Source organism: Pseudonocardia oroxyli (assembly GCF_900102195.1).
Lineage (GTDB): Bacteria > Actinomycetota > Actinomycetes > Mycobacteriales > Pseudonocardiaceae > Pseudonocardia > Pseudonocardia oroxyli.
In genome coordinates this window covers 238888-257294 of sequence record NZ_FNBE01000004.1, presented here as the reverse complement: position 1 = coordinate 257294, position 18407 = coordinate 238888, and the positions used below count along the sequence as shown (strand labels likewise).

19 protein-coding genes are annotated in these 18407 nt (G+C 73.6%); 15 read left to right on the top strand and 4 right to left on the bottom strand.

The genetic code is table 11. The features are described from left to right. Positions 1-9 precede the first annotated feature (9 nt). The 6 genes from BLS43_RS08235 (at position 10) to BLS43_RS08210 (ending at position 6216) form a co-directional block, all read left to right on the top strand. The gene (locus BLS43_RS08235) at positions 10-933 is read left to right on the top strand and encodes a bifunctional riboflavin kinase/FAD synthetase (RefSeq protein ID WP_093079253.1); all 924 of its coding nucleotides are present in this window, start codon (positions 10-12) and stop codon (positions 931-933) included. A 56-nt stretch (positions 934-989) separates the two neighbouring features. Beyond that, a complete protein-coding gene (locus BLS43_RS08230) occupies positions 990-1496 on the top strand; it encodes a helix-turn-helix domain-containing protein (RefSeq protein WP_093079247.1) in 507 nt (168 codons plus the stop codon). A gap of 173 nt (positions 1497-1669) precedes the next feature. Next, positions 1670-1939, top strand: a complete 270-nt coding sequence (gene rpsO / locus BLS43_RS08225) for a 30S ribosomal protein S15 (protein WP_093079242.1) — start codon at positions 1670-1672, stop codon at positions 1937-1939. Positions 1940-2139: 200 nt separating this feature from the next. Then, positions 2140-4407 carry a polyribonucleotide nucleotidyltransferase gene (locus tag BLS43_RS08220; RefSeq protein ID WP_093079237.1) on the top strand — a complete coding sequence of 756 codons (2268 nt, stop codon included), beginning with the start codon at positions 2140-2142 and terminating at the stop codon, positions 4405-4407. A 29-nt stretch (positions 4408-4436) separates the two neighbouring features. Next, positions 4437-5702: an insulinase family protein gene (locus tag BLS43_RS08215; RefSeq protein WP_093079233.1), complete on the top strand. Its 1266-nt coding sequence runs from the start codon at positions 4437-4439 to the stop codon at positions 5700-5702. Positions 5703-5739: 37 nt separating this feature from the next. After that, a complete protein-coding gene (locus tag BLS43_RS08210) occupies positions 5740-6216 on the top strand; it encodes a DUF456 domain-containing protein (RefSeq protein ID WP_237192789.1) in 477 nt (158 codons plus the stop codon). Here BLS43_RS08210 and BLS43_RS08205 read toward each other — a convergent pair. Next, on the bottom strand, positions 6194-6973 hold the full coding sequence (locus tag BLS43_RS08205) for a helix-turn-helix transcriptional regulator (protein ID WP_093079228.1): 780 nt from the start codon (positions 6971-6973) through the stop codon (positions 6194-6196). The two genes, BLS43_RS08210 and BLS43_RS08205, sit on opposite strands and share 23 nt — an antisense overlap. 99 nt (positions 6974-7072) lie before the next feature. On the opposite strand from BLS43_RS08205, the gene BLS43_RS08200 reads away from it, so the two are divergent. Next, on the top strand, positions 7073-8062 hold the full coding sequence (locus tag BLS43_RS08200; RefSeq protein WP_093079223.1) for an iron-siderophore ABC transporter substrate-binding protein: 990 nt from the start codon (positions 7073-7075) through the stop codon (positions 8060-8062). Positions 8063-8118: 56 nt separating this feature from the next. Further along, positions 8119-8850 carry a 4-hydroxy-tetrahydrodipicolinate reductase gene (dapB, locus tag BLS43_RS08195; protein WP_093079218.1) on the top strand — a complete coding sequence of 244 codons (732 nt, stop codon included), beginning with the start codon at positions 8119-8121 and terminating at the stop codon, positions 8848-8850. Here dapB and BLS43_RS08190 read toward each other — a convergent pair. Beyond that, on the bottom strand, positions 8836-9360 hold the full coding sequence (locus tag BLS43_RS08190; RefSeq protein ID WP_093079213.1) for a GNAT family N-acetyltransferase: 525 nt from the start codon (positions 9358-9360) through the stop codon (positions 8836-8838). The two genes, dapB and BLS43_RS08190, sit on opposite strands and share 15 nt — an antisense overlap. Positions 9361-9427: 67 nt before the next feature. Here BLS43_RS08190 and BLS43_RS08185 point away from each other — a divergent pair, with 67 nt between their 5' ends. Further along, entirely contained in the window at positions 9428-10369 is a 942-nt protein-coding gene (locus tag BLS43_RS08185; RefSeq protein ID WP_245707370.1) for an EamA family transporter, read from the top strand. Positions 10370-10411: 42 nt separating this feature from the next. Then, the gene (locus BLS43_RS08180; RefSeq protein WP_093079203.1) at positions 10412-11632 is read left to right on the top strand and encodes a winged helix-turn-helix domain-containing protein; all 1221 of its coding nucleotides are present in this window, start codon (positions 10412-10414) and stop codon (positions 11630-11632) included. A gap of 255 nt (positions 11633-11887) precedes the next feature. Here the strand turns inward: BLS43_RS08180 and BLS43_RS08175 are convergent, their stop codons facing one another. After that, complete coding sequence (locus BLS43_RS08175; RefSeq protein WP_176921226.1) at positions 11888-12790, bottom strand: DUF4097 family beta strand repeat-containing protein; 903 nt, start codon at positions 12788-12790, stop codon at positions 11888-11890. Then, entirely contained in the window at positions 12787-13314 is a 528-nt protein-coding gene (locus tag BLS43_RS08170) for a toxin-antitoxin system HicB family antitoxin (protein ID WP_093079195.1), read from the bottom strand. Before BLS43_RS08170 ends, BLS43_RS08175 begins: the two co-directional genes overlap by 4 nt. A gap of 77 nt (positions 13315-13391) precedes the next feature. On the opposite strand from BLS43_RS08170, the gene thyX reads away from it, so the two are divergent. The 5 genes from thyX to BLS43_RS08145 all read left to right on the top strand — a co-directional run bounded on the left by thyX (position 13392) and on the right by BLS43_RS08145 (position 18249). Then, positions 13392-14141, top strand: a complete 750-nt coding sequence (thyX, locus tag BLS43_RS08165) for an FAD-dependent thymidylate synthase (protein ID WP_093079190.1) — start codon at positions 13392-13394, stop codon at positions 14139-14141. Positions 14142-14214: 73 nt separating this feature from the next. Beyond that, on the top strand, positions 14215-14706 hold the full coding sequence (locus BLS43_RS08160; protein ID WP_093079185.1) for an endonuclease/exonuclease/phosphatase family protein: 492 nt from the start codon (positions 14215-14217) through the stop codon (positions 14704-14706). 38 nt (positions 14707-14744) lie between these two features. After that, the gene (locus tag BLS43_RS08155; protein WP_093079181.1) at positions 14745-15371 is read left to right on the top strand and encodes a TIGR03085 family metal-binding protein; all 627 of its coding nucleotides are present in this window, start codon (positions 14745-14747) and stop codon (positions 15369-15371) included. A gap of 69 nt (positions 15372-15440) precedes the next feature. Beyond that, positions 15441-16433, top strand: a complete 993-nt coding sequence (dapA, locus tag BLS43_RS08150) for a 4-hydroxy-tetrahydrodipicolinate synthase (protein WP_093079176.1) — start codon at positions 15441-15443, stop codon at positions 16431-16433. A gap of 142 nt (positions 16434-16575) precedes the next feature. Beyond that, the gene (locus tag BLS43_RS08145; protein WP_093079963.1) at positions 16576-18249 is read left to right on the top strand and encodes a ribonuclease J; all 1674 of its coding nucleotides are present in this window, start codon (positions 16576-16578) and stop codon (positions 18247-18249) included. Positions 18250-18407: the final 158 nt, after the last annotated feature.

Genomic DNA, 18407 nt, shown 5'->3' with positions numbered 1-18407 from the left:
CTGCTGATCGTGGAACGGTGGCGCGGGATCGACTCCGTCCCCTCGGGTTGGGGCCGCAGCGTCGTGACGATCGGGGTGTTCGACGGCGTCCACCGCGGGCACCGGCAGCTGATCGCCCGGGCCGTCGCGGTCGCCGAGGAGCGGGGGCTGCACAGCACCGTCGTCACGTTCGACCCGCATCCCGCCGAGCTCGTCCGGCCCGGGTCGCACCCGGCGGCGTTGACGACCCTCGAGCGCCGGGCGGACCTCGTGGCCGAGCTGGGGGCGGACGCCTTCTGCGTCATCCCCTTCACCGCCGAGCTGGCCCGGATGGAGCCCGCGGAGTTCGCCCACGAGATCCTCGTGGACACCCTGCACACCGCGGTCGTGGTCGTCGGCACGAACTTCACCTTCGGCTACAAGGCCGTCGGGGACCTGGACACGCTGCGCGAGCTCGGCTCCCGGTTCGGATTCCAGGTGGAGGGGCTCGACCTCATGAGCGGCGCGGGCGTCACGTTCTCCTCGACCTACATCCGCTCGTGCATCGACGCGGGGGACATGGAGGCGGCGGCCGCGGCGCTCGGGCGGCCGCACCGGGTCGACGGGGTGGTCGTGCACGGCGACAAACGCGGCCGCGAGCTGGGGTTCCCCACCGCCAACGTGTCCTGCGCCGAGCACACCGCCATCCCCGCGGACGGGGTCTACGCGGGCTGGTTCACGATCGGCGACCGGCGGCTGCCCGCGGCGATCTCGGTCGGCTCCAACCCGACGTTCTCGGGGCGGGTCCGCACCGTCGAGGCCTTCGTGCTCGACGTCCACGAGGACTTCTACGGCCACGAGGTGGGCGTCGAGTTCGCGCACCGGCTGCGCGGCATGGAGCGCTACGACGGCATCGAGCCGCTGATCGCGCAGATGAACAAGGACGTGGAGCGGACCCGGGAGCTGCTCGGCTGACCGCAGTTTCCCCGTTCCGCCTCGGGGACGGGGGCCGCGGTGCGACGATCGTCGGCGTGGATCCCGAGTCGCTCCTCGCCGCGAACCGCGAGCGGCAGCGCGCGCTCTACGGGGCGCCGATCGGGCAGACGGTGCACCGGGTGGTCAAGGAGCTCGGGATCACCCAGGGCACGCTCGCGCGCACGGTCGGGGTGAGCCCGGCGATGCTGTCGCAGCTGGTCACCGGGCGGCGGGTGAAGATCGGCGACCCGGCGGTGCTCGCCCGCCTCCGGATGCTCGACGACCGGGCCGCGGGCCCGGCGGTCGCGGCCGACCGCGTCCCGGGGCTGCTGGCGGCGGTGCGGTCGTCGACCCCGGTGGCATGGACAGCGCAGCCGGGGCAGCCGGGCCCGTCGGGCCCCGCGGACCGCGCGGGTGACCCGCCGCGACCCGTGCGGCCCGCCGATCCGACCGAGGCGCTGCGCGCGGTCACCACGCCCGCCCGGCTGGTGGCGGCCGCCGCCGCGTTGGGCACGGCGTTCCCGGAGATCGCGGCGCTGCTGCGCCGGGCCGCCTCGAACTAGTGCCCGTACCCCGCCTGACCGGCTCGAACGGGTGGGTCGGCGCGGGCGGGCGGCGGCGCGCTGGTAGCCTGGACACCGGGTTCGGCTGCAGTCCGTGGCGGCCGTTCCGACCACCCGCCCGAGGCACACCTCGCGGACGGGCCCCACGGACGTCACCACCGAAGGAGACACACGTGGCTCTCGACGCCGCAGCGAAGAAGACGATCCTCGACGAGTACGGCACCCACGAGGGTGACACGGGCTCGCCGGAGGCGCAGGTCGCCCTGCTGACCAAGCGGATCAGCGACCTGACCGAGCACCTCAAGCAGCACAAGCACGACCACCACAGCCGTCGCGGGCTGCTCCTCATGGTCGGCCGTCGCCGCCGGCTGCTCAAGTACCTGGCCTCGGTGGACATCAACCGGTACCGGTCCCTGATCGAGAAGCTGGGCCTGCGCCGCTGAGCACCTCCCGAGGGGGTGGCGGATGCCGCCCCCTCGGGTCGCAGAACTGAACACCGCCACCCTCTGACCGACCTGATCCGCCGGTCCTCGGTAGTGGCCCCCGGAGCACGAGGCTCCGGGCGCTTCGATCGAAGACCGGCTCCGCGGAGGATCCACCGGTCTCACGGGGTGGCTCGAGTCTCGAGGAGAGACACCACTTCATGACCGATCCCATCGAGAACGACGGCGTCCACGAGACGACCGCAGTGATCGACAACGGGAGCTTCGGCTCCCGCACCGTCCGGTTCGAGACCGGGCGCCTCGCGCGCCAGGCCGCCGGATCCGTCGTCGCCTATCTGGACGACGAGACCATGCTGCTCTCCGCCACCACGGCGTCGAAGCAGCCCAAGGAGCACTTCGACTTCTTCCCCCTCACGGTGGACGTCGAGGAGCGGATGTACGCGATCGGCAAGATCCCCGGCTCGTTCTTCCGCCGCGAGGGTCGCCCGGGTACGGACGCGATCCTGACCTGCCGGCTCATCGACCGGCCGCTGCGCCCGTCCTTCGTCGACGGTCTGCGCAACGAGATCCAGATCGTCGTCACCGTGCTGTCGCTGGACCCGCAGGACCCGTACGACGCGCTCGCGATCAACGCCGCCTCGGCGTCGACGCAGCTCGCCGGGCTGCCGTTCTCCGGCCCCATCGGCGGCGTGCGCGTCGCCCTGATCGACGGCCAGTGGGTCGCCTTCCCGCAGTGGGAGGACCTGCAGCGCGCCGTCTTCGACATGGTCGTCGCCGGCCGCGTCGTAGGTGACGACGTCGCGATCATGATGGTGGAGGCCGAGGCCACCACCGAGACCATCGAGCTCGTCGCGGGGGGCGCGCAGGCGCCCACCGAGGAGATCGTGGCGCAGGGCCTGGAGGCGGCCAAGCCGTTCATCCGCAGCCTGTGCATCGCCCAGCAGCAGCTGGCCGAGGTCGCCGCCAAGCCGACCCGCGACTACCCGACGTACCCGGCCTACCAGCCGGACGCGTTCGAGGCCGTGGAGAGGGCCGCCTCGAAGGACCTGGCCGCTGCCTTGGCCATCGGCCCGAAGCAGGAGCGCGAGGCGAAGACCGACGAGGTCAAGCTCGCCGTGCTCGAGTCCCTCGGCGCGCAGTTCGAGGGCCGCGAGAAGGAGCTGGGCGCCGCGTTCCGGTCGCTCAACAAGAAGCTCGTCCGCCAGCGCATCCTGACCGACAAGGTCCGGATCGACGGGCGCGGGCTCACCGACATCCGGCCGCTGTCGGCCGAGGTCGAGGTCGTCCCGCGGGCGCACGGTTCCGCGATCTTCGAGCGCGGCGAGACCCAGATCATGGGTGTCACCACGCTGAACATGCTCCGCATGGAGCAGCAGATCGACTCGCTGGGGCCGGAGACGCACAAGCGCTACCTGCACCACTACAACTTCCCGCCGTACTCGACCGGTGAGACCGGTCGCGTCGGGTCGCCGAAGCGCCGCGAGATCGGCCACGGCGCGCTGGCGGAGCGGGCCCTGCTGCCCGTGCTGCCCACGCGCGAGGAGTTCCCCTACGCGATCCGCCAGGTGTCCGAGGCCCTCGGTTCCAACGGCTCGACGTCGATGGGCTCGGTCTGCGCCTCCACGATGTCGCTGTACAACGCGGGCGTGCCGCTCAAGGCGCCGGTCGCGGGCATCGCGATGGGCCTGGTCTCCGACACCGTCGACGGCACCACCCAGTACGTCGCGCTGACGGACATCCTGGGCGCCGAGGACGCGTTCGGCGACATGGACTTCAAGGTCGCCGGCACGGCGGAGTTCGTCACCGCGCTGCAGCTGGACACCAAGCTGGACGGCATCCCGTCCGAGGTGCTGGCCGCCGCGCTGAACCAGGCCAAGGACGCCCGCCTCACCATCCTCGAGGTGCTGGGCGAGGCCATCGACGGCCCGGACGAGATGAGCACCTACGCGCCGCGGGTCACCGCGATCAAGGTGCCCGTCGACAAGATCGGCGAGGTCATCGGCCCGAAGGGCAAGATGATCAACTCGATCACGGAGAAGACCGGCGCGGACATCTCCATCGAGGACGACGGCACCATCTACGTCGGTGCCGCCGACGGCCCCTCCGCGGAGGAGGCGATCGGCATGATCAACGCCATCGCCAACCCGCAGCTGCCGAAGATCGGCGAGCGGTTCCTGGGCACGGTCGTCAAGACCGCCGCCTTCGGCGCCTTCGTCTCGCTGGTCCCCGGCAAGGACGGGCTGGTCCACATCTCGAAGCTGGGCAACGGGAAGCGGATCGGCAAGGTCGAGGACGTCGTCAAGGTGGGCGACAAGATCCGCGTCGAGGTCACCGACATCGACAACCGCGGCAAGATCTCGCTGATCCCGGTGGTGGAGGAGGGTGCGGCGGCTCCGGCCGACGCCCCGGCCGACGCCCCGGCCGACGCCGACGTGGTCGTCGAGGCCCCCGCCGAGGTCTCGAGCTGACCTCCTCCGCACGTCCGGACGCCCCCGGGGTGGCTCGTACCGAGCTCCCCGGGGGCGTTCGCGTGCTCACCGAGCAGGTCGCCGGCGTGCGCTCCGTCGCGCTCGGCATCTGGATCGCCATCGGCTCCCGGGACGAGCGCCCGGACCAGGCCGGGGCGGCGCACTACCTCGAACACCTGCTGTTCAAGGGCACGGGGCGGCGCTCGGCGCAGGCCATCGCCGAGGAGATGGACGCGGTCGGCGGCGAGCTGAACGCGTTCACCGCCAAGGAGCACACCTGCTACTACGCGCACGTCCTCGACGAGGACCTGCCGTTGGCGCTCGACGTCCTCGCGGACGTCGTCACCCACGCCGAGCTGGCGCACACGGACGTCGAGCTCGAACGCGGGGTGGTCCTGGAAGAGATCGCCATGCGGGACGACGATCCCGAGGACCTGCTCGGCGAGCTGTTCGACGAGACGCTGTTCGCGGCCCACCCGCTCGGCCTGCCCGTGATCGGCTCGGAGGAGTCGATCCGCGGGATGAGCCGCGAGACCCTGTTCGAGTTCTGGCGGGGCGAGTACACCGCCCCCCGGATGGTGGTGGCGGCCGCGGGGAACCTGACCCACGACCACGTCGTCGAGCTGGCGGCGAAGGCGTTCGACGGGCCGGACGCGCGGCCCGTCGGGCCCCGCCGCTCCGGCGGGGTCGCGCTGCCCGCGCGGCGGGCGCTCGCCCTGCGCACGGACGACTCCGAGCAGGCCCAGCTCATGCTCGGTGTGCCCGGTCTCGACCGGCACGACCCGCGGCGCCCGGTGCTGGCGGTGCTCAACGCGGCGCTGGGCGGCGGCCTGTCCTCCCGGCTGTTCCAGCAGGTTCGCGAGCAGCGCGGGCTCGCGTACCAGGTCTACTCGTCGGGCGTGTCCTACGCGGACGCCGGCACCTGGTCGGTCTACGCGGGCTGCGCGCCGGAGCGGCTCGGCGAGGTCGTCGGCGTGGTGCGGGACGTGCTCGCGGGCGCCGCCGCCGAGGGGATCACCGAGGCCGAGGTGCGCCGGGCGAAGGGGTCGCTGCGCGGCAGCACCGTGCTGGGCCTGGAGGACACGGCGAGCCGGATGAACCGGCTGGGCCGCTCCGAGCTGGACCACGGCCGACAGCGTTCGCTGGAGGAGAGCCTGGCCCGGATCGACGAGGTCACCGTCGAGGAGGTCGCCGCCCTGGCGGGCGAGCTCCTCACCCAAGACCTCACGGCCGCGGTGGTGGGCCCCTACGACGACCCGGACGACCTCCCCGCAGCCCTCCAGGATCTCGCCTGACCCCCCTGCTCCATAATGCGGGCGGGGGTGGGCATCGGTGATTCTCTCGCTCGTCGCGGGTGTGGTGATCGTCCTCGGGTTGGTCGGGGTCGTGTCCCAGGTGCTGCCCGGGCTGGTCGTGGTGCTCGCGGGGGTGGCGGTGTGGGCGATCCCGCGCGGCGACGCGCTGGGCTGGTGGGTCTTCGGGATCGCCGCGGCGCTGCTGGTGATCGGCTCGATCGTCAAGTACACGATCCCGGGCAAGCAGCTCAAGGACGCGGGCGTACCCGGCCGGTCACTGCTGCTCGGGGCGGTCCTCGGGATCATCGGGTTCTTCGTGATCCCCGTGATCGGGCTGTTCCTGGGCTTCGTCCTCGGCGTCTACCTGGCCGAGCTCGCCCGGCTGGGCAGCTCCGCGCAGGCCTGGCCCTCGACGAAGCACGCGCTGCGCGCGGTCGGCTGGAGCATCGTCATCGAGCTGGCGGCCGGGCTGCTGATGACCGCCGCGTGGATCACCGGTCTGGTGCTCGCGTGAAGTGGGCCGCGGGCGTGTGCCCGAAGTGCCTGCGGAAGGCGTCGACGAACCCGTTCAGCGAGGCGTAGCCCACCCGTCGGGCCACCCCGGCGACCGGCATCCCGTCCGCCAGGTGCGGCAGCGCGGCCTGCAGCCGGACCTGTGTGCGCCAGTCCGTGAACGTCATCCCGGTCTCGGCGAACGCCCGGCGCAGGGTGCTCACCGAGGTGCCGGCGGCGGGGGCCAGCTCGTCGAGGCCGCGGGGGTCGTCGGGCCGGGACACCAGCCACTGCGCGACGGCGCGCGCCCGCCGGTCGTCCGGCAGCGGCACCGCCACGCCGGGATCGGTCACCGCGCCGACCAGGCCGAAGAACAGCGTCCGGGCCGACTCCTCGACCGCCTGCAGCGCCGGCCCGGACAGCGCCAACATCAGCTCGCGCAGCAGGGGGCCGACCCCGATGACGGTCGGTGCGGTCCAGTCCAGCGGGCACGCGTGCGGCCACACGTAGAGACAGTGCAGGGCGGCGGGCGGGCGGTTGACGACGTCGTGGGCGGCGTGGGCCGGGACGAACAGGGCCCGGGTCGGCGGCAGCACCCAGGTGCGGCCCTCGACCACGGCCGTCGTCAGCCCCTCGCTGACCCAGGCGATCTGGTGCTGCTCGTGGCGGTGCAGGCCCCAGCCGCCCGGCTCCGCGGGACCGAAGCGGCAGATCCACATGGAGCGTTCGTCGTCGCCCTCGTGGCGCTCGTACGGGATCACGTCGACCGCGACGGTCATGGCTTCTCCCTGGGGTCGTCTGAGCGCTGAGCTGGTACTCGGCCGCTGGAACTGAGGTTAGCCTCACCGAGCTAACCGAACGACCCCCGTGGAGAACCGTTGAGAACCCGTGTCCTGATCCTGGCGGCGGCCGCCCTCGTGCTCGCCGCCTGTTCGACCGCCGCGCCCGAGCCCGCCGCGCCCGCCCAGGTCACGGTGGAGCACCAGTTCGGCAGCACGACCGTGCCGGTGAACCCGCAGCGGGTGGTCAGCGCCGGGTACACCGAGCACGACACCCTCCTCGCGCTCGGCGTGGTCCCGGTCGCGGTGACCGACTGGTACGGCGACCAGCCCTACGCCACCTGGCCGTGGGCGCGCGAGGAGCTGGGCTCGGCCACCCCCGAGGTCCTCGAGATGACCGACGGCCCGAACTACGAGAAGATCGCGTCCCTGCAGCCGGACCTGATCATCGCGACGAACGCCGGGCTGGACCGGGGGCAGTACGAGCGGCTCGCGGCGATCGCCCCGACCGTGGCGCAGCCCAAGGGTGACAAGGCGTACTTCGCGCCGTGGGACCAGCAGACCCTGCTGATCGGGCAGGCGCTGGGCCAGGGCCCGCAGGCGCAGGCCCTGGTCGACGGGATCAAGAAGCGCTTCGCCGACGCGGCCGCGGCCCACCCGGCCTTCGCGAACACCCCGGCGGTCTTCCTGCAGGCGCCGTACTACGACGGCAGCGCGATCGCCTACCAGGACGGCCTGTCCACCGAGTTCCTCACCGACCTGGGCTTCACCGTCCCGGCGGACATCGACGCCTTCGCCACCGGAGACGACTCGCGCCAGGCCTACATCCCCATCGAGCGGCTCGACGTGCTGAACTCGGCGAAGGTGCTGCTCTGGGCCACCGAGGACGCCGAGGCCCGCACCGAGCTGGAGGCCCAGCCGATCTACCGCACGCTCGCCCCGGTGCAGGGCGGCCACCTCGTCTTCACCGACGCCACCCTGGCGGGCGCGCTCTACTTCACCAGCCCGCTCTCGCTGCCCTACGTCCTGGACACCCTGGTCCCGCTGCTGGACAAGGCGGTCGCCGGCAACCCCGAGACCAGGCCCTGAGTGCGGCGACCGCGGTCGTCGACGGGCCCTCGCGGTCACCGCACTAGGCTGGCCCCGTGATCCGAGTCGCGGTGCTGGGGGCGAAGGGGCGGATGGGGTCCGAGGCGTGCGCGGCGGTCCGCGGCGCCCCGGACATGGAGCTGGTCGCGGAGATCGGCTCCACCGACCCCCTCGACGGCATCGCCGCCGCGGACGTGGTGGTGGACCTGACCCGGCCGGACGTCGTCCTGGACAACCTGGCCCACGTCCTCGGCGCGGGCAAGCACGCCGTCGTCGGGGTGAGCGGGTTCTCCCCGGAGCGCCTCGAGGCCGTGCGCCGGCTGATCCCCGACGGCGTGGGCGTGCTGATCGCCCCCAACTTCGGCATCGGCGCCGTGCTGACCATGCACTTCGCGCAGCTCGCCGCCCCCTTCTTCGAGTCGGTCGAGGTCGTCGAGGCCCACCACGAGAAGAAGGTGGACGCGCCCTCGGGCACCGCGGCCCGCACGGCGACGCTGGTGGCGCAGGCCCGGGCGAAGGCGGGGCTCGGTGCGGTGCCGGACGCCACGACGTCGGACCCGGACGGGGCCCGCGGCGCCGTCGTCGACGGCATCCACGTGCACGCCATCCGCATGCTCGGGGTGGTCGCGCAGCAGGACGTGATCTTCGGCGACGCGGGGGAGACCCTGACGATCTCGCACAACAGCGCGAACCGGGCGTCGTTCATGCCGGGGGTGCTGCTGTCCATCCGCAACGTGGGGCAGCGCCCCGGGCTGACCTTCGGGCTCGAGCCGCTACTGAACCTGTAGGTCGAGGGTGCCGGTGTGGCGGACCTCGCGGAGCGTGCCGTCTCCGGTGTCGAGGGTGCGCACGGCGCCGTCCGCGGCCCAGCCCGCCCGGTCGTAGAAGCGGCGGGAGGCGTGGTCGGCCTCGGGCACCCAGGCCCGCCCGGTCTGCGAGCCCGCCCGGCGCAGCGCGGCGCCCGCCACGGCGAGCAACCGACCGCCGTGCCCGCGCCTGCCCCAGCGCGGCTCCACGAGCAGGGTGCTGATCTCGGCGATCGAGCCGCCCTGCCCGGCGTAGTGCGCGGCGGCGCAGAACCCCACCGTCCACTCGCCCTCCTGCGCCACGAACACGTGGAAGGGCTCCCCGGCGTGCACGGCGTCCGCCCAGGTCCGCCGCGCGTCCGGGCTGGTGAGGGCCTCCAGGGCGGCGGCCGGGAGGAGGTCGGCGTAGACCAGCCGCCAGGTCTCGGCCTGGATGCGGACGATCTCGTCGACGTCCGCGTCGACGGCGGGGCGGACCGAGGCGAGGGCCATGCCGCATTCGTACCCTGCCTCACTCACGCCTGGCCGCCGGGGGGCGGGCATGACACCGTCGGTCTCCGTGAACGTTCGTTCGGTGGAACCGGCGGTGGGCCTGCGGGCGGCCTGGCTCGCGCTCACCTCGGTCTACGTCCTCTGGGGCTCGATCTATCTGCTCAACCGCCTGACGATCACCGACGTGCCGCCGTTGCTCGCCGGGTCCCTGCGGTTCCTGGCCGCGGGACTCGCGCTGGGGGTGATCGTGCTGCTCACCGGCGGGTTCTCGGCGTTCGGCATGACCCGCGCGCAGCTGCTCACCTCGATGCTGAGCGGGTTGTTGCTGCCCGCCTGGGGGAACGGGTTCGTCGCGCTGGCCCAGACCCGGATCCCGTCGGGCCTGGCCGCGCTGCTGCTCGCGGTCGTCCCCCTCTACATCGCGGTGCTGCGGACCGTGTTCGGCGACCGCCCCTCCCGCGCGACGCTGGTCGGCGTGCTCGTCGGCCTGGTCGGGCTGGGGGTGCTGGTGCTGTCCGGGCCGGGCTCCGGGGGTACGGCCGGGAGCGCCTGGTGGGGCCCGTGGCTGGTGGTGCTGGCGGGTCTGGGCTGGGCGAGTGGCACCTACGCGACGACCCGGCTCCCGGTCCCGCCCAACCCGTTCGCCATGGCGACCGTGCAGATGGTGACCGGCGGCGTGCTGATGGGCCTCGCCGGGCTGCTGACGGGCGCGCGGCTCGACCTCGCGGCCGTGTCCGGCGTGGCGTGGTGGGCCTGGGTCGGGGCGGCCCTGGCCACCCTCGGCGGATTCAGCGGCTACGCCCTCGCGCTGCGGGGCCTGCCGGTCTCGACGGTCGCGACCTACGCCTACGTCAATCCGGTGATCGCCGTCGTGCTCGGGGTCGCGCTGGTCGGCGAGCGCTTCTCGCTCCTGCAGGCCCTCGGCGGCGCCATCGTGCTCGTCGCCGTGGTGTTGGTGGTGCGCGCGGAACGGACGCCCGCCGAGCTCCCGGACGCGCCGCCGCGCTGACGGCGCCGAGACCGGCTGGAACTGTCGGTGGCTGCCGGCACGATGCCGCTCGTGAGGACGATCTCGGCCGACGTGGCCCGACGGACCGCGCTCGCCGCCCAGGGGTTCGCGGACCCGCGGCCCACGGGCCCGGTGACCCGGCGGCACCTCGCGCGGGTGCTGGGCCGGGTCCGACTGCTGCAGCTGGACTCGGTGAACGTGGCGGTGCGGGCGCACTACATGCCGGTCTTCGCCCGGCTCGGGGCCTACCCGCGCGCCCTGCTGGACGCCGCGGCCTGGGCGGACTCGGCCCGGCGGCCGCGGCTGATGGTCGAGTACTGGGCGCACGAGGCCAGCCTGCTGCCGGTCGCGGACTGGCCGCTGCTGCTCTCCGGGGCGAAGCGGCCCGGCTGGTGGCGGCACTACGCCGAGCTGGCCGAGCGGGAGCCCGCGCTGGTGGCGGACGTGCTCGCCGCGGTCAAGGAGCTCGGCCCGGTGGGGGCGGGCACCCTGGAGGCCGCGCTGGGCGCGCAGAGCAGGCCGCCGGGGGTCACCTGGTGGGAGCGGTCGGAGGTCAAGCGGATCTGCGAGTACCTGTTCGGGCTCGGCGCGCTCACCACCGGCACTCGCGTGCACTTCCAGCGCCTCTACGACCTGCCCGAGCGGGTGCTGCCGCCCGAGGTGCTGGCCGCGCACCCGATGGACCACGGACTCGCCGCCCGTGAGCTGGTGCGCCGCTCGGCCCAGGCGCTGGGGATCGCGACGGAGCCGGACCTGCGGGACTACTACCGCCTCGGGCCCGCCGACTCGCAGCGCGCGGTCGCCGAGCTGGTCGAGGCGGGGGAGCTGGAGCCGGTGGCGGTCCGCGGCTGGCGGTCGCCCGCGTACCGGTGGCCGGGTGCCGTGGTGCCGCGGCGGGTCGAGGGCCGCGCGCTGCTCTGCCCGTTCGACCCGCTGATCTGGGAGCGGGAGCGCACCGAGCGGATCTTCGGCTTCCGCTACCGCATCGAGATCTACGTGCCCGAGCCCAAGCGGGAGTACGGCTACTACGTGTTCCCGTTCCTGCTCGACGGCGAGCTGGTCGCGCGGGTGGACCTCAAGGCGGACCGGGCCGCGGGGGTGCTGCGGGTGCAGGGCGCCTACGCCGAGCCGGGCGTCGCGCACGCCCGCGTCGCCGCCGAGCTGGCGGCGGAGCTGGACCTCATGGCGGAGTGGCTGGAGCTCGACGCGGTGCAGGTGGGGGAGCGGGGCGACCTGGCCGGAGCGCTGCGCCGAGCGTGGTGAGTCGGGGCCGCTGAGGGGCGCTGCCGCCGGTGCCGCCGGGGCGAGCGCCGGGGCCGCTGACGCTTGGGACGCCCAAGCGTCGCTCAGCGGTGCTTGGGCCGCCCAAGCGTCAGAGCCGCCGGTGCTTGGGCGTCCCAAGCGTCGCTCCGTGGTGCTTGGGCGTCCCAAGCGTCAGAGCCCGGGCCGCCGAGTTGCTTGGGCGTCCCACGCGTCGCTCAGCGGTGCTTGGGACGCCCAAGCGTCACCGGGCCGGGCTCAGACCCCCGCGGTCGCGGCGCGGGTCACCAGCACGTCCCCGCTGCCGGTGCGGCCCGTGATGTGCAGCGGCGGGCTGTCCACCGGCGCGACCCCGCCGACGTCCAGGTCGCTGCGCGCCGAGCCGGAACCCGAGAACAGGTCCAGCTCCGCCGCCACGCCCGCGTGCACGCCGATCCGCAGGCCCCCCGAGCCGGTGGTCAGGTCGAAGCGGCCCGCGTGGGCGTCCGCGACCACGACGTCACCGGAGCCGGTCTTGCAGGTGAGGTCGCCGTGCACCTCCCCGAGCGTGACGTCCCCGCTGCCCGCCTTGATCTGGGTGGACCCGTTGAGCGAGGCCACCGAGACCCCGCCGGAGCCGGTGCGCAGCTTGGCGTCGCCGCCGACGATCCCGAGCTCCACCCGGCCGGAGCCGGTGGTGATCTCGCCGGCGCCGGTGATCTCATCGACCTCTGCGGTGCCGGAGCCGGTGCGGATCGCGGCCCAGCCCGCCCGGCCGGACACCGAGACGTCCCCGGCGCCGGTCTTCACGGCGAGCCGGGACCCCGCGGGCGCCCAGACCGTGACCGACAGCGGCACGACGCGCAGCGGGAGGTCCTGGGTCGACCGGATCACCAGCCGCCTGGCCTCGGCGTCCCAGCGGACCTCCGCGGCGCGCACGGCGGCGGCACCCGGGTCGACCGCGGCGTCACCCGAGGCGTTCCCCAGCCAGGTGAGGATGCCGGTGAGCCCCTGCTCCCACGGGCTGTCGCCGTGCGGGTCGTGGCGGACCTCGGCGCGCACCTCGGTGGCGGACTCGTTGAGCTCGACCCGGACCCGCCCGACGTCGATCCCGATCTCCAGCTCGGCGGCCTCGGCGCACGGCCAGGCGTCCTGCCTGCGCACGTCCTCGCGCTCGCTCATCCCTGCACCCATCCCTTCAGCCGGCCGTCGCCGTCTCCGCGACCGTCTCCCCTGCCGTCTCCCTTGTCCTCCCACGTGCGGTCCCAGCCGCGCCGGTGGCGCTGCCTGCCCGCCAGGGCCCCCTGCACCGCCTGGGAGACCCACGAGTTCAGCGAGACGCCCTGGGCCTGCGCGGCCTGCTCGGCCTGCGCCTTGATCTGCTCGACCATGCGCAGGGTGATGCGGCTGATGTCCCCCGCGTCTCCCGGCGGGGTGAACCGGGGCGTCTCCGGCTCGCCCGCCGGGGCGGCGCTGACGGCGACGCGCACGTCCCGCCCGTCGAGCCGCACGTCGACCGTGCGGTCGCCCAGCTCCGCGGTGACCTCGGCGGCCAGGTCGGAGAGGGCGTTCATGATCGCGAGCCGCGCGGCGGGCTCGATGGCCGCGCCGAGCAGCGCGGCCGTGCGCTGGGTCTGCTCGTCTCCCGCGGCGGCGGCGGACGCGAGGTCCTCCCGCAGCTGCGCGACGTACTGGCCGATGTCCATGACACCACTATGACGTCACCACTGACGTCACGCAACCATCATGGTGACGCCACCACTCTGCCGGTTACAGTCGCCGCATGCAGACGGTTCCGCCGAAGGTCCAGCTCATCGCGAAGACCGAGTTCGTCCCCCCGGCGGACGTGCCCTGGGAGACGGACGCGGACGGCGGCCAGGCGCTCGCCGAGTTCGCGGGCCGCGCCTGCTACCAGTCGTGGTCCAAGCCGAACCCGCGCACCGCGACCAACGAGGGCTACCTGCGGCACATCCTCGAGGTGGGCCACCTGTCCGTGCTCGAGCACGGCACGGTCTCCTTCTACCTCTCCGGCATCTCGCGGTCGCTGACCCACGAGCTGATCCGGCACCGGCACTTCTCGTACTCGCAGCTGTCCCAGCGCTACGTCCCGGAGCGGGACGCGGCGATGGTCGAGCCGGACGTCATCGCGGACGATCCCGAGCTGCACCAGATGTTCCTCGACGCCGCCGAGGCCTCGGTGAAGGCCTACGAGGAACTGCTCGAGGGCCTGGAGAAGCGCTTCGCGGACGTCCCGAACGCCACGCTGCGCCGCAAGCAGGCGCGACAGGCGGCGCGGGCGATCCTGCCGAACGCCACCGAGACCCGGATCGTGGTCACCGGCAACTACCGGGCCTGGCGGCACTTCATCGCCATGCGCGCGACCGAGCACGCGGACGTCGAGATCCGCGCCCTGGCCATCGCGTGCCTGCGGCAGCTGCAGGACGCGGTGCCGAACGTGTTCCGGGACTTCGAGATCGGCACGCTGGACGACGGCTCGGAGATCGCCAGCAGCCAGTACGTCACGGAGGGCTGACGGCCCGCGGGGCCGGATCGACTCCCCCCACGGTCCCGTCCTCGGCGCGGAGGACCTCGACGAAAGGTCTCCCGTGCTGCAACGGCCCCGTTCCCGGACCGGCCTGATCGGTCCGGCCGCCGCCGTCGTGGTGCCCTGGCTCTGGTTCCCGCTGCGGGACCTGCTGGGTCCGGTGGGGGACGTCCTCGCGATCCTCTGGCCGGTCGTCGTCGTGCTCGTCGTCGCGGTCCTGGCCCGGCGACGCCGGTGGGCGTACCTCCCCGGGATCGTGTCCCTGCTCGTGGTGGGCGTGCTCGTGGTGCTCGCCCCCTGGCGTCCACAGCCCACCGGGCCGGTCGACCCGACGGGCGCGGTGCGCGTCGCCGCAGCCAACATCACCGTCCTCACCGACGCCGCCCGGGACACCTGGCAGGGCCCGACGCAGGTCACCTCGTGGCGGCTGCTGCTCCTGCGGATCGACCACGTGCTGGTCAGTCCGGGCTGGTGCGGGGACGACCCGCTGCACGTCCCGCTGCCGGGATCGGACCACCAGGCCGTGACGGCGACCGTCGGCCCCTGCCGGTAGGCGGGCGGGGCCGGCGCGGGCCCGCTACCGTCGGGTCGGTGAGCCTGGCGACCGCGGAACGTGCTGCCCTGTCCGACACCCTCGACGAGCTGGGACCGGACCGACCGACCCTGTGCGCGGGCTGGACGACCCGGGACCTGCTGGCCCACCTGCTCGTCCGGGAGCGGCAGCCCTGGGTGTCCGGCGGGATCGTGGTCCCGGCGCTCGCGCCGCTGACCGAGCGGGCGATGGCGGGCTACGCCGAGACCCCCTGGTCGGCGATGGTGGACGAGCTGCGCGGCGGCCCGCCCGCCTGGTCGCCCTTCCGGATCGGGCGGGTCGACGAGACCGCGAACGGCGCCGAGTTCTTCGTCCACCACGAGGACGCCCGCCGCGGCGAGCCCGGGTGGGAACCCCGCCCCGCCGACCGGGAACGCGACACGCGGCTCTGGGGGCTCGTGACGCGGACGGGTCAACTGTTCCTGCGCCGCAGCCCCGTCGGCGTCGTGGCCCGCCGACCGGAGGGCGCCACCCACGTCCTCAAGACGGGCCCCGGGCTGGTCGCCCTGGTCGGCGAGCCCGGCGAGCTCGTCCTGCACCTCTTCGGCCGGGACGCCGCGCGGGTCGAGATCGAGGGCCTCCCGGCGGACGTACAGGCCTACGAGGCCGTCGAGCGGGGGATGTAGCGGGGTTGTGGAGGACGCCGTGAGCGCGTGACCGGACCACCGGGAGCCGGGGACGGTACCGTCACCCCCATGAGCCCGACGCCCGCGCGCCCCTTCGGCCGAGTGCTGACCGCCATGGTCACCCCGTTCGACGCCGAGGGAGCGCTCGACCTGGCGAAGGCGGAGGAGCTCGCGACGCACCTGGTGGACCTCGGCAACGACGGGCTCGTCGTCAACGGCACCACCGGCGAGGGGCCCACCACCAGCGACGAGGAGAAGGCGGAGCTGGTCCGGGCCGTCGTCTCGGCGGTGGGGGACCGGGCCACCGTGGTCGCGGGGGCGGGCACCTACGACACCGCGCACAGCGTCCACCTCGCGCGGCAGGCGGAGAAGGCGGGCGCGCACGGCCTGCTCGTGGTCACGCCGTACTACTCGCGGCCCCCGCAGAACGGTCTGGTCCTGCACTTCACCGCCGTCGCGGACGCCACGGACCTGCCGGTGATGCTCTACGACATCCCGCCGCGCTCGGTCGTCCCGATCGAGCTGGAGACGCTGCAGCGGCTCGCCCAGCACCCCCGGATCCTCGCGGTGAAGGACGCCCGCAACGACCTGCGCGTCGGCACCGAGGTGCTGGCCACGACGACGCTGGCCTACTACTCGGGCGACGACCCGGTGAACCTGCCGTGGCTGTCCGTCGGGGCGGTCGGCTTCGTGTCCGTGATCGGGCACGTCGTCGCCGACCGGCTCCGCGCGATGCTCGACGCGTACGAGGCGGGCGAGCAGGACCGCGCCCGCGCCCTGCACTACGCCATGATCCCGCTGCTGCGCGGCATGGGCCGGGTCGGTGGCGCGGTGTTCTCGAAGACGGCCCTGCGCCTGCGCGGGATCGACGTCGGGGACCCCCGCCTCCCACTGCCCCCGGCCACCGAGGAGCAGGTCGCGCTGATCGCGGCCGACCTCATGGCGGGCGGCGTGGCGCTCGACCCGGACCAGCTCCCGCACACCCGCCCGTTCGACACCGGTCACGGCGCCCTCGGCAGCCGGACCACCACCGACCTCGGGGCCGAAGTGGCCTACCGCTAGAACCCCCTGCACTACAGAAGAGAGCACAGCAACCTTGAGTCGTCCCTCCTCCCGCAACGACCGGCGGTCCCGCAACCGGCGGGGCCGCGACCGGTCGCAGGACCGTCCGGCGCCGCCGCCGGAGGTCACCAACCCGGCCGAGCTGCCCGGCGGCCCGCCGCCCGCGATCCCCGAGGGGGGCCTGCGGGTCTACGCCCTCGGCGGGATCGGCGAGATCGGCCGCAACATGACGGTCTTCGAGTACGAGGACCGGCTGATGGTCGTCGACTGCGGGGTGCTGTTCCCCAGCGACGACTCGCCCGGCGTCGACCTCATCCTCCCGGACTTCCGCGCCATCGAGCACCGGCTCGACGACGTCGACGTCCTGGTCCTGACCCACGGCCACGAGGACCACATCGGCGCCGTGCCGTTCCTGCTGCGCCAGAAGCCGGACCTGCTGGTCGTGGGCTCGCGGTTCACGCTCGCGCTGGTCGCGGCCAAGTGCAGGGAGCACCGCCTCACCCCGCACCTGCTGGAGGTGAAGGAGGGTGACCGGCTGCACCACGGGCCGTGGGACTGCGAGTACTTCGCGGTCAACCACTCCATCCCGGACGCGCTGGCCGTCGCCATCCGCACCCCCGCGGGCCTGGTCCTGCACACCGGCGACATCAAGCTCGACCAGCTCCCGCTCGACGACCGGCTGACCGACCTCGCGGGCTTCTCGCGGCTCGGCGACGAGGGGGTGGACCTGTTCCTGGTCGACTCCACGAACGCGGACGTCCCCGGCTTCGTCACCCCCGAGCGGGACATCGGGCCGGTGATCTCGGACGTCTTCGCCAAGGCGCCGTCGCGGATCATCGTCGCCTGCTTCGCCTCGCACGTGCACCGCGTCCAGCAGGTGCTCGACGCCGCCGCCGCGCACGGCCGCCGGGTCTGCTTCGCGGGCCGCTCGATGGTCCGGAACATGGCGCTGGCGGGCGAGCTGGACCTGCTCAACGTGCCGGACGGGCTGCTCGTCGACCTCGACGAGGCCATGACCCTGCCGGACGACCAGCTCGTCCTGGTCTCCACCGGGTCCCAGGGCGAGCCGCTGTCCGCGCTGTCCCGGATGGCGCGCGGTGACCACCGCAGCGTCGTGATCCGGCCCGAGGACACGATCATCCTGGCCAGCTCGCTGATCCCGGGCAACGAGACCGCGATCTTCGGCGTGATCAACGGGCTGACCCGGCTCGGCGCCAAGGTGGTGCACCAGGGCAACGCCAAGGTGCACGTGTCCGGGCACTCCCCGGCCGGTGAGCTGCTGTTCCTCTACAACGCGGTGCGCCCGTCGAACGTCATGCCCGCCCACGGCGAGTGGCGCCACCTGCGCGCCAACAAGGCCCTCGCGGTGGCGACCGGGGTGCCGGAGGAGAACGTCGTGATCGCCGAGGACGGCGTGGTGGTCGACCTCGTCGACGGCCGGGCCGCGATCACCGGGCGCGTCGAGGTCGGCCGGGTGTACGTCGACGGCAACCTCGTCGGCGACATCGGGGACACCACGCTGTCGGACCGCCTGGTCCTCGGCGAGGGCGGCTTCATCTCCATCACGGTGGCGATCGACAAGCAGACCGGGCGGGCCGTCTCGCGGCCCACCCTGTCCGGCCGCGGCTTCTCGGACGACCCCAAGGCGCTCGACGCCGTGCTGCCGCTGGTCGAGGACGAGCTCTCCCGCACGGAGAACGAGAACATCACCGACCCGCACCGCGTGGCCCAGGCCGTGCGGCGGGTGGTCGGCAAGTGGGTCGGCGAGACCTACCGCCGCCGCCCCATGATCGTCCCGACGGTCATCGCGGTCTGAGCAGGGCGCGGGAGCCGCCGTGGCGCGGCTCCCGTCCACCCCGCCCGTAGTGCGTGCCGGCTCGACGACCGCACGTTTCGTGCGCTCAGCGCTGCATGATCACGAGTTGCGTGCGTTCAGTGCGGTCCGGGCAGCACTGTGCGCACGAAACGTGCCAC